The sequence below is a fragment of the Streptomyces sp. NPDC049813 genome, assembly GCF_044465085.1.
GTDB lineage: Bacteria > Actinomycetota > Actinomycetes > Streptomycetales > Streptomycetaceae > Streptomyces.
Genome location: NZ_JBITLI010000011.1, coordinates 273,582 through 289,547, shown reverse-complemented (window position 1 = coordinate 289,547; position 15,966 = coordinate 273,582). Strand labels below are relative to the sequence as shown.

Annotated in this window: 13 protein-coding genes; 3 read left to right on the top strand and 10 right to left on the bottom strand. The window is 69.9% G+C overall.

What is annotated here, in order from left to right; genetic code table 11:
• Positions 1-61: 61 nt before the first annotated feature.
• The 3 genes from ACIBW6_RS23360 to ACIBW6_RS23350 form a co-directional block, all read right to left on the bottom strand.
• Positions 62-988 carry a hypothetical protein gene (locus ACIBW6_RS23360; protein WP_399062582.1) on the bottom strand — a complete coding sequence of 309 codons (927 nt, stop codon included), beginning with the start codon at positions 986-988 and terminating at the stop codon, positions 62-64.
• 108 nt (positions 989-1,096) lie between these two features.
• Positions 1,097-2,290 (bottom strand): S1 family peptidase, encoded by a 1,194-nt coding sequence (locus ACIBW6_RS23355; protein ID WP_399062580.1) that lies wholly within the window; start codon positions 2,288-2,290, stop codon positions 1,097-1,099.
• 238 nt (positions 2,291-2,528) lie between these two features.
• Positions 2,529-3,131 (bottom strand): HD domain-containing protein, encoded by a 603-nt coding sequence (locus ACIBW6_RS23350; protein WP_399062578.1) that lies wholly within the window; start codon positions 3,129-3,131, stop codon positions 2,529-2,531.
• Positions 3,132-3,323: 192 nt separating this feature from the next.
• On the opposite strand from ACIBW6_RS23350, the gene ACIBW6_RS23345 reads away from it, so the two are divergent.
• Positions 3,324-3,533, top strand: a complete 210-nt coding sequence (locus ACIBW6_RS23345; protein ID WP_399062576.1) for a hypothetical protein — start codon at positions 3,324-3,326, stop codon at positions 3,531-3,533.
• A gap of 219 nt (positions 3,534-3,752) precedes the next feature.
• Here the strand turns inward: ACIBW6_RS23345 and ACIBW6_RS23340 are convergent, their stop codons facing one another.
• On the bottom strand, positions 3,753-6,530 hold the full coding sequence (locus tag ACIBW6_RS23340; protein WP_399062574.1) for a CDP-glycerol glycerophosphotransferase family protein: 2,778 nt from the start codon (positions 6,528-6,530) through the stop codon (positions 3,753-3,755).
• A 287-nt stretch (positions 6,531-6,817) separates the two neighbouring features.
• On the opposite strand from ACIBW6_RS23340, the gene ACIBW6_RS23335 reads away from it, so the two are divergent.
• Positions 6,818-8,230 carry an endonuclease/exonuclease/phosphatase family protein gene (locus ACIBW6_RS23335; protein ID WP_399062572.1) on the top strand — a complete coding sequence of 471 codons (1,413 nt, stop codon included), beginning with the start codon at positions 6,818-6,820 and terminating at the stop codon, positions 8,228-8,230.
• A gap of 164 nt (positions 8,231-8,394) precedes the next feature.
• Positions 8,395-9,210, top strand: coding sequence for an acyltransferase (locus ACIBW6_RS23330; protein WP_399062570.1), 816 nt, complete (start codon positions 8,395-8,397; stop codon positions 9,208-9,210).
• Positions 9,211-9,302: 92 nt separating this feature from the next.
• Here the strand turns inward: ACIBW6_RS23330 and ACIBW6_RS23325 are convergent, their stop codons facing one another.
• The 6 genes from ACIBW6_RS23325 to ACIBW6_RS23300 form a co-directional block, all read right to left on the bottom strand.
• On the bottom strand, positions 9,303-10,370 hold the full coding sequence (locus tag ACIBW6_RS23325; protein WP_399062568.1) for an NAD-dependent epimerase/dehydratase family protein: 1,068 nt from the start codon (positions 10,368-10,370) through the stop codon (positions 9,303-9,305).
• Positions 10,367-11,083, bottom strand: coding sequence for a 2-C-methyl-D-erythritol 4-phosphate cytidylyltransferase (locus ACIBW6_RS23320; protein WP_399062566.1), 717 nt, complete (start codon positions 11,081-11,083; stop codon positions 10,367-10,369). The genes ACIBW6_RS23325 and ACIBW6_RS23320 overlap by 4 nt, the downstream gene beginning before the upstream one ends.
• 3 nt (positions 11,084-11,086) lie before the next feature.
• A complete protein-coding gene (locus ACIBW6_RS23315) occupies positions 11,087-12,655 on the bottom strand; it encodes a CDP-glycerol glycerophosphotransferase family protein (protein WP_399062563.1) in 1,569 nt (522 codons plus the stop codon).
• A gap of 633 nt (positions 12,656-13,288) precedes the next feature.
• On the bottom strand, positions 13,289-14,032 hold the full coding sequence (locus ACIBW6_RS23310; protein WP_399062561.1) for an ATP-binding cassette domain-containing protein: 744 nt from the start codon (positions 14,030-14,032) through the stop codon (positions 13,289-13,291).
• Positions 14,029-14,607, bottom strand: coding sequence for a hypothetical protein (locus ACIBW6_RS23305; protein ID WP_399062558.1), 579 nt, complete (start codon positions 14,605-14,607; stop codon positions 14,029-14,031). The genes ACIBW6_RS23310 and ACIBW6_RS23305 overlap by 4 nt, the downstream gene beginning before the upstream one ends.
• Positions 14,604-15,893 (bottom strand): hypothetical protein, encoded by a 1,290-nt coding sequence (locus tag ACIBW6_RS23300; RefSeq protein WP_399062556.1) that lies wholly within the window; start codon positions 15,891-15,893, stop codon positions 14,604-14,606. Before ACIBW6_RS23300 ends, ACIBW6_RS23305 begins: the two co-directional genes overlap by 4 nt.
• Between the last annotated feature and the right edge of the window lie 73 nt (positions 15,894-15,966).

Here is a 15,966-nt window from a genome sequence, read left to right as displayed (position 1 = left end):
GCGCTGCGCGGGGCCGTCCTCATGGTCGGCCCCGCCGCCCTGCGACGGGAGCCTTCCGCGGTCATTCCCACTCCCACTCCAGCCCGTACACCCCCGGCGGGCACTTGGCGGGCAGGAGGTGGGCGGTGTGGGAGGCGTCCAGTTCGACGCGGTGGCGGTGGCGTGGTTCGCCGCCGAGTCGTTCCCGGTAGGAGTAGTGGCAGCGCGCCGGGAGCGCCAGCGGGTGGAACCGTACGTGCAGCAGGTAGGCCTTGAGCGGATCGCGGATGCGGCGTTCGTGGGAGTGGGAGAGCGCGGAGGTGGGGCCGGTGCGCAGGGTGTACTCGACCACCGCCGTCTCGTTACGGGTGAGCGGCCGGCCGAAGGAGATCTCGGCGACGACGCTGCGCAGCTCCGGCAGGAGTCTGCGGCCGGTCAGCTCACCGTTGTGGACGGCGATGTCCAGGTCGTCGAGCGGCGACGCGTCCAGGAAGTGGACGACGGTGAGGTGCCGGGCGCCCTCCGCGACGGCTCGCACGACGCTGGTCACGGTCGTCTCGCGGATGGCGCGGTGCGCGTCCAGGGTCACCGTCTCGTGGCTCATCAGCAGGTGGGTCTCGGCGTTGAAGTGCGCGAACGCCTCCCCGAGGGCTTGTTCGACGTCGGAGGCGTCGCCGTAGACGCAGCGGGCGGCGCCGGGGTCGAGGGGCAGGGAGCGGCCCCGGGGCCGGTGGGGGCCCAGCAGGGAACGCAGGGTGCCCGGGCGCAGGCCGAGCAACGGCTCCAGGGCGTCGACGGCCTGCAGCGACGTCGTGCGCTCGGGCTGGCTGCGGCCTCGCTGCCAGTGGCTGAGCGTGGCCACGCTCACGGTGATGCCCTGGTCCTGGAGGCGGTCGCAGACGCGTTCCAGGGGCAGTCCGCGGCGGCGCAGGGCGTCCCGGAGCGTCGAGGCGAAGTCCGTCTCGGGGGCGCCGGGTGTGGGGGGCGCGTGGTTCAGGTCGCTCGGCATGGTGTCTTTCTGCGCGAACGCGGGTGCGTGCGGGGTGGCGGGGCCGGGCCGCATGCCGGAGGGACCGTCCACCGTAGCCGGTGGACGGTCCCTGGGTGGGGGGCGGGATCAGTTGGTGTTCAGCGTCAGCCCGTAGTAGCCGAGCGCGTCGTCCAGCGGCTGGAAGTAGGAGGAGCCGCGCGAGTTCACGCCTCCGGTGCAGGTCTGTCCGGTGGGGCCGCCGGAGGTCATGCCCTGGGCCTGGTTGCCGGAGATGTAGGCGCCGCCGCTGTCACCGCCCTCGGTGCAGACGGTGGAGCTGCCGAGGCCGGTGACGACGGTGTCGGGGCCGCCGTTCTGGTCGGTGTACGTCACGCTGACGTTGTAGGAGCTGACCTTTCCGCAGGTCCAGCCGGTGGTCTGGCCGGACTTGCACAGGGCTGCGCCCGACGCGGCACGCCGGCTGCCCTGGACCGCGACCGGGCTGCCGTTGCCCCAGGTGCCCACGCTGGTGGCGAGGGAGTTGCCCGCGTCGAGGGCGGCGACGCCCATGTCCACGCTGCGGGAGCCCAGCGCGAACCGGGTGTGGGTGGCCTTGGCGAAGCGCACGTTGTCGTAGGAGAGGACGGGCAGGTCCGCCACGCAGTGGCCGGCGGTGACCAGGTACTGCTTGCCGTTCCTGTCGTGGGCGCCGTACCCGACGGAGCAGATGTAGCCGTTGAAGGTCATCCGGCTGCCGGGGTAGATCACCGCCTGCGGGGCGAGTTCCTCGCGGGCGGTGACGACCTTGACCGCGGAGCCGTACTTCGCGGCCTCGGCCAGGAACGCCTCGGCGGCGGCCCGGTGCCCGCTCGCGACCTCGACCGTGACGGTGTCGGTCGCCAGGTCGACACCCCACGCATTCACCCCGGTCGGCGTCCGCCGGGCGGCGACGGCGTCCAGCTTCGCCTTGATGGCGTCCAATTCCGCCTGCCCGCGGGCGGGTATCCGCGCGCCCAGGCCTGCTTTCTCTACTTTCTTCGCTGCCGCCGCATCGGGTGTATTGACGGTCAGCTTGCCGGCGGCGGTGAAGAACGCGCCGTCGGTGGATATCCCGCTCTTGGTCAGGCCCGCCAGTCTGTCCTGCTGTGCCGTCTGCCGGTCCAGGCGGTGGACGGCGGCTTCCTCACTGACGCCGAGCGAGGCGGCCAGGGCCTGCACCATCGCCGGCTGGTAGCGCGGGGAGGCGCCGTCCTGGTGGTCCTGGGCCGCCTGGGCTCCGCTCGCCACGGAGACCGAGAGGAGAATTCCGGCGGTCGCCACGAGGGCGTACTTACGCGACATGCGCACACTGATTCCTTCCAGTAGCAGGCAAGCCCTCAGCACAGAAAAGGGGGGGCGCTTGCCTGGCGGCGAAAGTATGGGGGGTGTTCGCCACGCCCCGACTCTGGCCGAGGTGCTACTGGGGCATCAAGGCTTGTGGTAGCGGGAGTTTTTTACAGAGAAAGCACGGAACTGTATAGGCGCGGTGGGGCTCTTGCGCGCTCGTGCCGGTCGCCGCCCGGCGGCCCGCGGCCGGTGGTCAGGCGTCGTCGAGGGGGTTGGCGGTGATTCTGGTGCCGAGGCCGGAGCGGATCGCGTCGGCGGCGGAGCTGTCCGGTTTGCGGGCGGCCTGGGCCGTGAAACAGGCGAGGAAGTCGTCGGTGAACCCCTGTCGCGGATAACGGCGCAGCACCTCGGCGCGGAACGCGGGGCTGAAGTCGTCGATACCCGCTCCGACGACGTCGGTGGCCGCGGCCCGGGAGATCAGGTGGCTCTCCGGGTCGTCGGCGACGTCCGCGACCGGTCCCATGTGCCGGACGATCACTGCGCTCAGGCGGTCGCGGCGCCGGCGTGGCCAGCCGGCGCCCGCGGCGAAGACGTGCGCGACGTGGCCGGCCGCCACCTCGAAGGAGAGGGTGGCGTGGTCGAACTCGGGTGTCAGGCCGATGTCGTGGAACAGGGCGGCGACGTAGAGGAGTTCGTCGTCGTACGTGATGGTGTGCTGCCGGGCGTGGGCGGCTGCCCAGGCGTGGACGCGGTGTGCGTGGTTGAGGAAGGCCGTGGACTGGTAGGCCGAGGCCACTTCCAGGGCCGTCTTCGTCGCGGCCGTGTCGGGTACCGCGAGGTCGTTCAGGGACGTCATGTGCGGACGATACGGCGCGGAAGGTGTGCGCGCGTGGTCCAATCGGCGCGGCGGGCCGTGGGCAACTTCTCCGCGGGGCGGGTGTGCGCGGCGCGGGCGATGTGGGGGCGTCCGCCTGTGTTGTCGTGGCGGGGCAGGTGTCAGAGCGGGGAGAGCGAGCATGGGGTGCGTATGACGCAGTGGATCGTAGCCATGGAGACGAACGACGCCGGCGGCCTGGTCGAGGAGGTCGACGCGGCGCCCGCCGATGCCGTGGCGCACGCTTTCGACCCGCGGGCCGAGGCGGCGCCGCACGCCATCGACTCCGCCTTCACCGTGCAGGCGGAGCATGCGTGGCAGATGCCGCTGGAGCGCGGGCGCCGCTGCCCGTTGTGTGCGGAGGCCGTTCCGCCGCACAGCTGACGGGGTGTGACCCGCAATTGCTGCGTACACCGCACCGTTTTCGATGGCGGACTGATGACGGTCGAGAGCTCGAAGGTCGCTTCCTGGGAGCGCTTCGCGCTCCACGTACCGTGAAGCGGCCGGCGCGACGGCCTGGCCGCCCCGCGCGCCGGAGGTCAGCGCACAAGCCCCTGACCGCACAGGTCAGGGGCTTCGTGGGTGCGGAGGGTTCGCGTTAGCTCAGTCGGTGGTCGGGGGCGCGGCGTGCGGGCCGCCGGCGAGCAGGCGGTCCACGACCCGCTGGGTGGCGAGACCGTCTCCGGGCTCGCAGAAGTCCGTTCGGAACCGGGCGTACTTCTCCCGGTACTCCGCCTCGACGGCCTCGATGTCGCGCACCGCCTTGACCAGTTCTTCGGAGTTCTCAAGGAGCGGGCCGGGGGCGCGGGTGGTGAAGTCGAAGTACAGGCCGCGCAGCGAGTCGCGGTAGTGCTCCAGGTCGTAGGTGAAGAACAGCATCGGCCTGCCCGAGTGGGCGAAGTCGAAGAGCGCCGAGGAGTAGTCGGTGATCAGCACATCGGTGATGAGGTACAGGTCGGCGATGTCCGGGTAGCGGGTGACGTCCCACACGAAGCCCCCGCCGACGCCGGGCACGCTGCCGTGCACGCGCGGGTGCTTGCGGAAGAGCAGCACGTGGTCCTGGCCGAGTTCGGCCTGTGCCGCGGCGAGGTCGATGCGCAGGTCGAGTTTGTACAGGTTGCTCGCGTGCCGCTGGTCCTCCCGCCAGGTGGGGGCGTAGAGCACCACATTCTTGCCCTCGGGCAGGCCGAGCCGCTCCCTGACCCGCGCGGCCCGCTCCTCGCGGTCGGGGGCGTGGAAGATGTCGTTGCGCGGGTAGCCGCTCTCGAACATGTCGCCTTCGATGGAGTACGCCCTGCTCATGATCTCCGTGGTGTAGGCGTTCGGGGACACCACGAAGTCGAACTGCCGGTAGCTGTGCGGCAGGCTGGCGATGTAGGCGGGGCTCGACTTGGGGGAGCCGCTGAGATCCTTGCCGATCTTCTTCAGCGGTGTGCCGTGCCAGGTCTGCACCACCCGCTGTCCGGGGCGGGTGACGAACCAGTCGCCGATCGCCGTGTTGACCACGACATAGCGGCTGCGTGCCAGTGCCTCGTACCACTCGCGGCTGCCCCAGGTCACCACGCGCGCTTGCGACGGCATCTCGGGCAGCCCCGAGTCCTGGGTCCAGATGTGTTCGAGGTCGGCTCCCCGGCGGACCAGCTCCTCGTAGACCGACCGCGGCGAGTCCGAGAACTGCTTGCCCCCGAGGCTGAGGTAGAGCACCGCGTCGCGCACGGGGAGCTTGCGCTGCTCCTGGTAGTACTCCTCGCGCAGGATGCGCTGACGGTAGGCGCCGTGCTCGTCGGGGCCGAGCAGCCGGTCCGGTTCGATGAAGACGCGGTCGAAGAAGCGCCGGTCCACGGTGTAGCCGCGCTGCGTGCCGCTGAAGGACAGGGGCAGCTCCTGGACCTGCTCGGGTCGCAGGAGGACCGGGACGTCCCCGGACTTGTCCCAGACGTCCACGTCGCGGAAGAACAGGTACCAGCGGCCGGGGCACATGGGCAGGTCGGGGCCGTTCACCTGGGGGGCCGCGTCGGGGCTGATGCGGACCGTGAACCGCCCGCCGGCCAGCTCGGCCGGCACTTCCTTCTCCTCGAAGCGGACGCCGTGCCGCAGGACGGCCTTCTTCCCGGCCGCCCCGTCCCCGGGATACGTGCCCTCCAGCACCAGCTGTCCCGGCCCCGCCACGGTCATCGTGTCGACCACGGGGCGCACGACGCGCGTGAGCAGCGCCAGCCTGCCGGGGCCGTCGCGGTGGACGGCCAGTTCACGGCCGTGGGCGAGGCGGTGCCTGCTGGTCGTGAAGCCCTCGGCGAGGATGAGGTCCACGCTGCTCCCGTCGGCTCTGCGCAGCGCGACCTTGAACTGGCGGGACTTGATCCCTTGCGGGTCGTTCGCGGACAGCTCGGCGACGCTGAAGACCGCCTGGTGGCGGCGGAACGCGTCGGGGGAGCCGGGCACGGCGGTGAGGGGGCTGTCGAGCCGCGTGTCGCCTTCGACGACGCTCGCGGTGGTGGGGGGCTCGGCGTCGCCCCGCGCCCTGGTGACCAGGCGCAGTTCGCCGTCGGTGACGGTGCAGGACTCGATCTCGACGGAGGGCTGCTGCACCGTGATCGCCACGGCGTTCTTGCTGAAGCCGACCACGAGGCGGGAGCCGTCCGCGAGGTGACGCACCTGGTTGTGGCCGGCCGTGCCCGCGTCGCGCTGGCGCACCCGCGCGCCGTAGGTCCCGCCCGGACCGACGATCCCGATGTGCAGGAACCACTGGCCCGCGCCGCGTTCGGCCAGCTCGCGCAACCGGCGCGCGGGGACGAGGACTTCGAAGCCCGTGTCGTCGTAGCAGTGCAGGGCCTGTCCGGAGGCGGCGGTCGCCTGCGGGCTCTTGGTGCGGCGCATGCGCACCTTGATGCGCTCACCGCTCTCGGCGTGCTCCAGCACCGCGGAGCGGCCGATCGCCCGGCTCGACGGACGGGGCATGTTCGCGACGAACGCGTACCCCTCCCACACCAGGTCGTCGCCGCGCCAGCCGACCGAGGTCAGCTGAGCCGTCATCGGCAGGTCGCGCCGCTTGAGCCGGGCTATTCGCTCGGGCAGCGCCAGGTCCCGCAGCCCCGGCAACGCCAGCCGGGGGCGCAGGGTGCCCGTCACCAGGAATGCGCCGGGATCCCTGCGCTGGTCGCGGACCGCCGCGACCAGGTCGTCGTCCCGCCCTTCGGCGGCGAGATACCACATGACGCGCTCCCGCGGAGGCATGCCGGTGAGCACCCCCTCGCCGTGGAGGTCGAGCAGTTCGCGCGCCGTGGCACGCAACTCCTCGCGCTCGGCCGGGGAACTCTCGGGAAAGAACCGCAGGGTCCTCCGCACTCCTGCCGATGCCAGGTCGGCGAGAGACTGCGCCATGTGTAACGCCCTTCTTCACATTTTTTTCAACCGCAAGCCTTTGAACGTTAACCGAGCGGTAGGGGTGCGGTACGACATATCCGGTAACGGTACGGGCACATGCGGTGCCGATCCGTAGCGCTCGGGCGGGCTCCGGCGCGGGTCGCCTGCCGTGTACAACCAATCCCTGCCGCGAGGTGTCTAACTCCCGGCCCTTGATCCACATGCCGCTTCCGCCTCGCTGCCGGAAGTGGCCTGTCACCGGACGAGAACGGGATACATGACGAAGAGACCACCTCGGACTGCTGTTGAGCCTGCTGGTGGCCCTGACGGGGCTGTCCACGGCGTCGCCCGCGCAGGCCGCCGACGTCCTCACCGAGAAGTCGGCGGGCCGGAAGTTCACGCTCGAGTCCAAGGCGGCGAGCGACAAGGCGGGCCGGCCCATATGCGTGGCGGCGGAGACGGAGGACGCCGGCAACCAGAACGGCAAACTGCGGGCCCGCACCGACTGCGCCGACGCGGGGGCGTGGGAGACCTTCACGCTGCACACCGATGACAAGGGCGCCCACACGGCACTGCGTTCCGAGGCCGAGGGCCTGTACGTGTCCGCCGAGTTCCACGACGCCGGCACGCACTTCGGGATGCTCCGGGCCCGCCAGGACGGCGGCATCGGCGCCTGGGAGCGCTTCGAGCTGGTGCCGCAGGCGGGCGGCTACTACGCGCTGCGGTACACGTTCAGCGAAGGCGGTGCGAAGACGTCCTACTACGTCTCCGCGGAGATCGACGACTCCGGTCAGGACGAGGGGCTGCTGCGCGCGCGGGAGACCGGAACCCCCGGTTCGTGGGAACTGTTCAAGCTCCACGAGGTCACGTCGAACACGAACCCGCCCGCGGCCGCGTCCACACCCCAGCGCGGCATTCATGCCCTGACGTGGAACACGTGCAGCAACAATGACGGGTGCGGCATGTACATCATGTCGGTCGACGAGTTCACCTACGCCGTGTCCCAGCGTGCCGTCGACGCCGACGCGGACGTGATCTTCTTCCAGGAGTTCTGCGAGAAGCTGGCCAAGCCGCTGGAGCAGAAGCTGGAGGCCCGGTTCGACGGGGGCGCGGACGCCTGGGACGTGCGGTTCGCGCCCATCCAGTACCAGATCGGCAGCACGGACGAGTGGGCCCAGAAGGACTGCGCCCGCAACCGTGGGGCCTACGGGGTGGCGGTCGCGGTTCCCGCCGAGAACACCTGGTACAAGGCCATCGAACTGGAGTCGCCCGTCCCCCGGGACAAGGAGAAGTTCGAGCGGCGTACCGCGCTGTGCGCGGCGGTGCGGTCGTGGGCGGTCATGGCGTGCTCCGCGCACTTCAGCACGGGTGGGGCGACGTATGACGATCCCACTCGCGAGGTTCAGGCGGCGCAGGCGGCGGACCTCGCCAGGAGGGTCGCCGGGTACGGGGGCTACCGCCCGGTCTTCGGTGGCGACCTCAACGCCACCCCCACCGTCACCGTCGTGAACAGCGACGTCCCCGTCCTCAAGCCCCTGTACGACTCGTACAAGGAGTGCGACCAGCCGGGCAACCGGCCCACCAAGGGGACGAACAAGCTGGACTACCTCTTCGCCGCCGGCTCGGCGACCTGGTCCGGGTGCACGATCGGCTCCGCCGTCGCCAATCCCTCCGACCACCAGCCCCTGTGGGGAACGGTCACGCTGCCCGCTCGATAGCCGGCGGCGTCGACGGCCGCTTCACGGCACTGATATCACTCTTATTTTAAGAAGTGACTGTCTGATAAGTTGCCGTGAGATCCCATGCCGGAACGGAGGTAACGGGGGCGGACGAGCTGCCTGTCCGGTCACAGCCGAAGGCGCCGAACACCCCTCAGACCGCGATGCTGCAAGTGCGCAAGCTAGAGCCTTATAAGGACGATCAGGGAAACGAGATCGTCTACTCCGGCGAGGTCCGTGAGGAGAAGATCGACATCCGGTTCAAGGGGGCCAACAACAGGCTTGTCATCGCCCCCGACGCGGACGTCAAGGATCTGCTCGTGACGTTCACCGGCGACAACGGTGAGATCGAGATCGAGCGGACCACGAAGCGGCGTGCGGGCCTGCGCTTCGAACTGCGGTGTGGTCACGAGTCGCGCATCCGGATCGGTGAGAACGTGGGCTGCGCCGGCCGCACCTTCCTTTCCGCCGTCGAAGGCGTATCGGTGACGATCGGTGCCGACGTGATGTTCGCGAAGCACATCGAGGTGCGCGGCGACGACACCCACCCGATCTTCGACGTGCGTTCCGAGAAGCGCGTCAATCCGTCCCAGTCGATCGTGGTGGGCGAACACGTGTGGATCGCCAAGCACGCGGTGGTGATGGGCGGTGTCAGCATCGGCAGCGGCTCGGTCATCGGCTTCCGTTCGATCGTCACCTCCAACATCCCGAACAACTGCATCGCGGTGGGCGCACCTGCCCGTGTGGTGCGGCGCAACATCGCCTGGGAGCGTCCCGAGGTGGTCGGCCGCCGGCCCAACGAGCTGTATCCGCGCAAGGGCGAGAAGTCCGAGCCGTACTGGAACCTCACCGACGACGACGCCTCGCCCGCGGCGCCTGTGGTGAAGGCGCAGCCCAGGAAGAAGCAGCGGCTGCTGGTCCGCGTTCTGCCGGGCCCGGTGCGGCGCGTGGCCAAGAAGTACCGCACGGCCAAGAAGTAGGGCACTCAGCACAGATGGCCTCGGCCCGGACAGGAGTCCGGGCCGAGGCCATCTGTCGTTCGCCGACGCGTGGAGCGCGAGGCGGCCTCGGGTCAGGCCGTCGTCGACTCCAGGTGGGTCACCATGCGGTTCAGGCCGGTCGGCAGGTCGACCACCGCGCCCCAGCCGAGCTCCGCGAGCCGGGTGCTGTCCAGACCCTGCTTCTTGGAGAAGCTGTAGGACCGCTCGTCGGACTCATTGGTGAAGCGCAGCCGCAGTTCGCGCTCCGGGCGCACCTCGATGAACAGCTCGGCCAGCCGCCGGATCGAGATCAGGCCGGCCGGGTCCGCGACGTTGTAGGCGCCCTGGTCGCCCTGGAGCAGCGCGTAGAACAGACCCGCGATGGCGTCGGCCACGTAGGTGTAGGTCCGCACGCCCGAGCCGTCGCTGTTGAGCACGATGTCCTTGCCCAGCACGACGTTCGCCGCGAAGTCGGCCTGGACGCGGCCGTCGTCGAGCGCCATGCCGGGGCCGTAGACGTGCCCGAACCTGACGATGTGGCTGTCGATGCCGTGCTGCGCCTGGTAGGTCGCGCAGATCGTCTCGGCGGCCCGCTTGCCCTCCGCGTAGCAGGCGCGCGGGTTCAGGATGTCGAAGCCGCCGTAGCTGTTCTCGGCGATCAGCTCGGTCTCCGGGGGCTGTTCGCCGTAGACCTCGGCCGAGGACATCAGCAGGAAGCCGCGGCTGCCCTTGTCGACGCAGAGGTCCAGCAGGTTGAACGTGCCCAGCAGGTTCGCCTTGATCGTCGCGACCGGCTTGCTGCCGTGCAGGGCCGGCCGGGCGGCGCTCGCGCCGTGGATCACGTAGTCGACGGGGCCCTCGAGCTCCAGCGGAGCGGCCACGTCCTGGACCAGGAGGTGGAAGTCGGGGCGGTCGAGGACGTCCGCGAGCAGCCGCCGGGCCTTGTCGCCGTTGCGCACCAGGCCGTGCACGGTGATGCCCGCGTCGTGCCGGTCGTTGAGCGCGAGGAGCGTGTAGACGACGTAGGACGGGAGCATGCCGCTCGCGCCCGTGACGAGGACGGTGGACCCGCGCAGCGCGTCCCACGGCAGGTCGCGGGCGAGGATCTCGTCGAGGTCGCGCGCGACGACCTGGCTGGTGACAGTGGTGGGGGTGGTCATATGCCTACGATCTGCTGGTTCTCAAGGATCTCGAAGTACGTCCGGCACAGGTAGAAGTCCTCGGCCGTCGTGATCTTGATGTTCGAACGGGGGCCGACCACACGGTAGATCTTGCGGCCGTAGCGGTGCATGAGCGAGCAGGAGTCGATGCTGTCGTGCTCCCCCTCCTCGACCGCGCGGTCGTACAGCGAGAGGATCTCGTCGAGCCGGAAGCTCTGCGGGGCCTGGGCGGCGTAGATGTGGTCGCGCGGGATCACGTCGTCGATGTGGTCGTACTCACTGGACACCACGGTCTCGTTGAACTTGGTGCAGGTGATGGCCGAGCCGTGCTCGACGACCGTCTCGATGTTGGCGGTGATCAGCTTGGCGTCGATCAGCGGCCGCACGCCGTCGTGCAGCAGCACGACGGTGTCCTCGGGGCACTCCGCGGCGACCACCTTGAGCGCGTTGTGGCGCGACTCCTGGCCGGTGCGGCCGCCGTCGACGATCCACCTGACCTTCTGCATCTCGTAGCGCCGCAGCAGGCTCTCCAGGTGCTCGCGGTACTCCGGCAGGATCGCGATGGCTATCGCGTCGATGTCGGGGTGCGCCTCGAAATGCTCAAGGGTGTGGATGATGACGGGCTTGCCGTGGACTTCCAGGAACTGCTTGGGAAGGGCACGGCTGTTCATTCTCGAACCGATACCGCCGGCGAAAAGCAGGGCAACGTTCATGACTCATACCTCCGACTGGTCGCTCAGCGGCTCGTCGCTCAGCTCGGCATCATCTGGGACGGGTTCGAGCCAGGGGCGTCGGGCGCCCGACTCGGGGTGGTGGTCACCGACGACCAGCCAGTCGATCACGCGGTCCGCCGAATTCATGTCGACGTAGTCGAAGTTGTCCCGGCGGAATTCCTCGACCTTGGTGAGGTCGAAGTCCTTCTCCTGGAGCGCCTTGAGCAGTTCGTCGAAGGTCACGCAGATCGTGCCGGGGGCGACGGAGTCGTAGTCCCGGTGGAATCCGCGGACGACCGAGTACGTGTCCTTGTCGTACGCGTAGAACAGGATCGGCTTGTCGAGCAGCGTGTATTCGTAGATCACGGACGAGTAGTCGGTGATGAGCACGTCGGTGACGTGCAGCAGGTCGTTGGTGTCGGGGAAAGCGGCGAAGTCCACGATCCGGTCGGCGTATTCGGCCGGGATCGGCGGGGCCTCGTCGATGAAGTGGTGCATCCGGAAGAGCACGACGTACTCGTCGCCGCAGACCTCGTAGAGCTTGTCGAAGTCCAGGCGGTCGTAGTCGTAGTGGGCGTCACCGATGCTCTTGCCGCGGAACGTCGGCGCGAACAGCACGAGCTTCTTGCCGCGGAACTGCGGGTAGGCGGCGAAGAAGTCGTCCTTGACCTTCTGCGAGTGCGCCGGGTCGAGGAAGGTGTCGATACGCGGCAGACCGGTCGGCACGACCGCCGACTCCTCGATGCCGAACGCCTCGGCGTACACCGGCACCAGGTGCTTGGACCCGGTGATCACGTAGGTGTACTTGCGGTGGGCGTTGGTCAGCTTCGGCGAGCCGTAGCGGCCGAACCGGCTGTAGCCGACCGCCTTGAAGCCGCTGCCCGCGTGCCACAGCTGAATGATCTTGGTCTCGGGCGCGATGTTCAGGTTGGCCAGGAGACCGAAGTAGTCGTCCATCAGGACGGTGTCCGACGTCGCCAGGTGGTAGATCAGGCGCAGGGTGCTGCGCTTGTTGGCCGTCGAGGGGATGCGGAAGGAGCGGTTGAACTCGTACTTCTTGTCCAGGCCCCGCTCGACCATCCGGTCGTGGACACGGGCCAGGTTGCCGCCCATGCCGGTGCGCATCTCGGAGGCGAACAGGATGCGGTTGCCGCGCGGCGGGTTCAGCCGGCGCGCCGTGTCGTAGACGCGCTGGGCGAGCTTGCGGCGCCGGGCACGCGGGAGGACCTTCAGCGATATTCGCTTGCCGAGGGGCTTCTTCACCGGGTTCTTGGGGGCGCCGCCGCCGCGGAACAGCTGGTACGTGCGCATGAGGAACGCCGGGTGGTCCTCGTCGTCGGAGATACCAAAGGCGATCACGTAGACCGAGCGGTTGCGGTCGTACAGGAAGGTGCGGGAGTCGGCGTCGAGCCGGTCCGCCTGCGACAGGTCGAAGGTGGCCTCGGGCAACCGCTCGTCGTTCAGCACCGGGACGATGCGCCACGTGCCGTTGGGCACCTGTCGCCGGTCCTGGAAGTTGGTGACGTTGATCTCCAGGACGTGTTGTTCGGCGTCGATCTGCCGAGCATTCACCGGAAATTCACGGTCATTGTCAATGATGACAAAGCGCAGGGCACTAGGATCTCCTGTGAGACCAGAGACCCTGACGGTCAGCGTGAGATGCACGCGCTCCCACGATATGGCCGCAACCAGGCAACGCGTCATCGTCATCCTTCCAGGTGTGAACCGCCATTCCCCGGTAAGAGGTATGCGCGACGGTTGTGTCACCTGTCGGCGCCAGAGGAGACGGTCGACGGATCATAGCGCATCAGGGTCATGTCACCATCAGCCCGACCCAACCCCCACACACCACGAATACATTGCGTAATTGCGTGCTCACGCAGGGGTCGTCAAAAGGGTGTGAGGGTAATGGCGGACCGCCCGGGACACACCGACCGCCGGAGGGCATGGGACGTCCCAACTCATCGGCGCGGGCGCCTCGTTAATTTCTTGTTTCGTCGTACACGGGCCTTGGCCTGAGCTGGACCGACGGACCTTCTCGCGCGGCCTCGGGCGGCGGCCCGGCCCCGGCGCCACCCCACTCGGCGCTCCGCCCGTCCGGCTGCTCGACGCACCCGCGAACGGGCTCGACACCGCTTTTCGGCCACATGATGGCGGAGATGAACTGAGCCCGCACACCGGCTCGTTGCGGGACACCGCCCCAGGTCAGGCCCGGGCGCCGTGGTCGCGCAACAGGGCCGTGTACGCGCCCTCGGCCGCCCGGCCCTCGACGGTGCCGGCGGGTGTGCGGGCGAGGAAGGAGCCGGTGTCGCCGTGGTGGATGATCCGGCCTTCGTGGACGACGGTCACGTGATCGGCCTCCTCGGCGAGGTCGGCGACGTCGTGGGTGGACAGCAGCACCCGGATGTCACCGGTGAGCCCCGCGAGCAGGTCCCGGAACACCCGGCGCTGGTACGGGTCGAGCCCGGCGGTCGGTTCGTCGAGCAGCAGCACCCGCGCCCCGTGCACCAGGGCGCCCGCGACGCCGACGCGGCGGAGCTGGCCTCCGGAGAGCCGGTCGCTGCGCTCGTTCATCCGGTCGCGGAGGTCGACCCGGGCGAGTGCCTGGCGGGCGCCCTTCCAGGCGTCGGGCCGGCTCATGCCCTTGAGCCAGCCGATGTAGGCGACGTACTCGCGTGCCGTGAGACCGGGCACCGGGGTGATGTCCTGCGGCATCCACGCCACGTCCTGCCGGTACCGCCGGCTCCCGGCCGCGATCCCGTCGAGCCGGACGCTGCCGCGCTGCGGCTTGGCCACCGAGGCCGCGAGCTTGAGCAGGGTCGACTTCCCGGCGCCGTTGGGGCCCAGCAGGACGGAGAGTCCGTCGGGCAGCGCGTAGTCGAAGTCCCGCAGGACGGGCCGGCGTCCGCGCCGGTAGCGGTAGGTGCAGCGGGTGAGTTCGAGGGTCACGGGGCCTTCCTCGGGGCGAAGAGCAGAGCGGCCAGGCCGGCGGCGAAGGCCAGCAGGGAGACGACGGCCGCGGGGACGTCGTCGGCGGAGTGCGGCACGACGGTCCACCACCGCGGCACACTGCCCCGGAAGCCGATGCCGACGACGAGAACCAGCCAGGCCACGGGGACCAGTACCGCGGAGGGGCCGAACACGGTGTGGCTCAGGAGCAGCAGACCGGTCAGGAAGAGCACGTTGCGGCCCGCCGCGGCGGCCTCCTGCGTACCGCCGAGGGCGGCGGTCAGCAGCGCGCAGCACAGTGCCGCCGCGGCCACCGCGCTGACGAGCGCGGCGTCATAGCGGGCCACCGGCCGCACCCCGGAGTCCTCCGGGGCGGGCACCCGTGACTCCAGGAGATGCATGAGGCAGGCGACGAGGGGGACGGGCACGAAGAGGGTCAACGCGACCTGCGGCGAACCGATCAGGGACGGCAGGGCGACCCGGATGTTCTGCACCGCGAGGAGCGGGAGCAGGAAGGCGGCCAGGGCCAGCGGGACCGTGAACCCGGCCCGCCGGGCACCGATCCACCACCTCATGCCGTGCTCCCCGTGGCGCTCTTCGGGCAGGAGGCGAGGTTGCTGCGGATCCAGGTCCGCTGCGCGGCCTGTGACCGGCCGAGGACGTCACGGACCCGGTCGCCGACCTGGCTCTCGGTCTTCTCGCTCGCGGGCGTGACGCCTTCGCTCCGGCGGCGCTCCCGGTACATGTCGACCTGGCCGGTGCGGATGGCGCCCCACAGCCACACCGAGCGGGCCCGCACGAGGGGGACCTCGGCGCAGCGGAACTCCAGCGCACGGACCATGACTTGGTAGCCCACCTCATGGGGTCGGTCCGCGGTCATGAGGCTCATCCGCCACACCCGGTCGCCCGAACCGGTCGCGGCCTGCCCGGTGTAGACGTCCGCGATCCGGTCGGGAGCGGTGACGGGGACCCCGGCGGCGCGCAGGGTGCTCAGCGTCCGGGACGCCTCGCGCCGGGCACGGTCCAGATTGCCGGAGGCCACGCGCGGCACGCAGACCTGCGGGTGCGCACCCGAACAGTCCGTGGGGGCCTGGCCGGTGGCGGTGGGAGGGTCGTGCGGCCAGTCCCGGGCGAGGTGCTGGGCGCCGAGGACACCGGCCGCGGCCACGCCGAGCGCGAGGACGCCCCGCAGCACGCGGGGCCCGCGCGGCAGCCACAGGAGCAGCAGGCCGGCGGCCACGCCGCCCGCCAGGAGGACGGGAGCCACGAGGGACACCGGCCGGGGCACCTCGCCGAAGCCGACGCCGGCGAACTGCCCGGACACATGGCGGAGCCAGTACGGTTCGGTGGCCCGGGTGAACGCCACCGCGATCCAGTCCACGACCGCGACCACCGGCGCCGCGATCAGCCGCGGCAGGACCGAGCCCAGGGCGAATCCCGCGACAGCGTGGCAGACGACTATCAGCATGCCCGTCAGGGGCAGCCGCAGGGAGTCGGGGGTCGGCGCGGTGCCGCTGCGTGCGAGAGAGATCGCCGGGGGCAGCAGCAGGACGGTCCACGCCACCATCACCACGGGCAGCAGAACGTCGGCCGCCACCCGGCAGCGGCTCCGGGACGGCGCCGTTTCCCAGATACGTGCCTTGCGCAGTCGCCCGCTCTCCCATACGCCGAGCCCGGCGGCGGCCGCATAGGCGAGCGCGTAAAGAGTCACGAGCGGAGCCGACACGATCGCCGGGGCCCAGTGGTGGTACTGGCTGGGCGGGGTGGTCTCCCCCGACACGTAATACAGGGCGGCCAGCAGCAGGACAGCGGGGCCGGCCCAGCGCACACTGCTGCTCCGCAGTGCGGTGGTGAATTTCATCGCGTCTCACAAAAAGTACCGGTGGTACTGCTCGACCAGTTCGCTCAAGCGGTAGGAGCGAGAACGGGAGTGA

Excerpts from the sequence above, each read along its gene's own strand:
- ACIBW6_RS23325 (WP_399062568.1), bottom strand. The coding sequence starts at position 10,370 with ATGACCACCCCCACCACTGTCACCAGCCAGGTCGTCGCGCGCGACCTC.
- ACIBW6_RS23355 (WP_399062580.1), bottom strand. The coding sequence starts at position 2,290 with ATGTCGCGTAAGTACGCCCTCGTGGCGACCGCCGGAATTCTCCTCTCG.
- ACIBW6_RS23350 (WP_399062578.1), bottom strand. The coding sequence starts at position 3,131 with ATGACGTCCCTGAACGACCTCGCGGTACCCGACACGGCCGCGACGAAG.
- ACIBW6_RS23300 (WP_399062556.1), bottom strand. The coding sequence starts at position 15,893 with ATGAAATTCACCACCGCACTGCGGAGCAGCAGTGTGCGCTGGGCCGGC.
- ACIBW6_RS23305 (WP_399062558.1), bottom strand. The coding sequence starts at position 14,607 with ATGAGGTGGTGGATCGGTGCCCGGCGGGCCGGGTTCACGGTCCCGCTG.
- ACIBW6_RS23330 (WP_399062570.1), top strand. The coding sequence starts at position 8,395 with ATGCTGCAAGTGCGCAAGCTAGAGCCTTATAAGGACGATCAGGGAAAC.
- ACIBW6_RS23340 (WP_399062574.1), bottom strand. The coding sequence starts at position 6,530 with ATGGCGCAGTCTCTCGCCGACCTGGCATCGGCAGGAGTGCGGAGGACC.
- ACIBW6_RS23360 (WP_399062582.1), bottom strand. The coding sequence starts at position 988 with ATGCCGAGCGACCTGAACCACGCGCCCCCCACACCCGGCGCCCCCGAG.
- ACIBW6_RS23320 (WP_399062566.1), bottom strand. The coding sequence starts at position 11,083 with ATGAACGTTGCCCTGCTTTTCGCCGGCGGTATCGGTTCGAGAATGAAC.
- ACIBW6_RS23345 (WP_399062576.1), top strand. The coding sequence starts at position 3,324 with ATGGAGACGAACGACGCCGGCGGCCTGGTCGAGGAGGTCGACGCGGCG.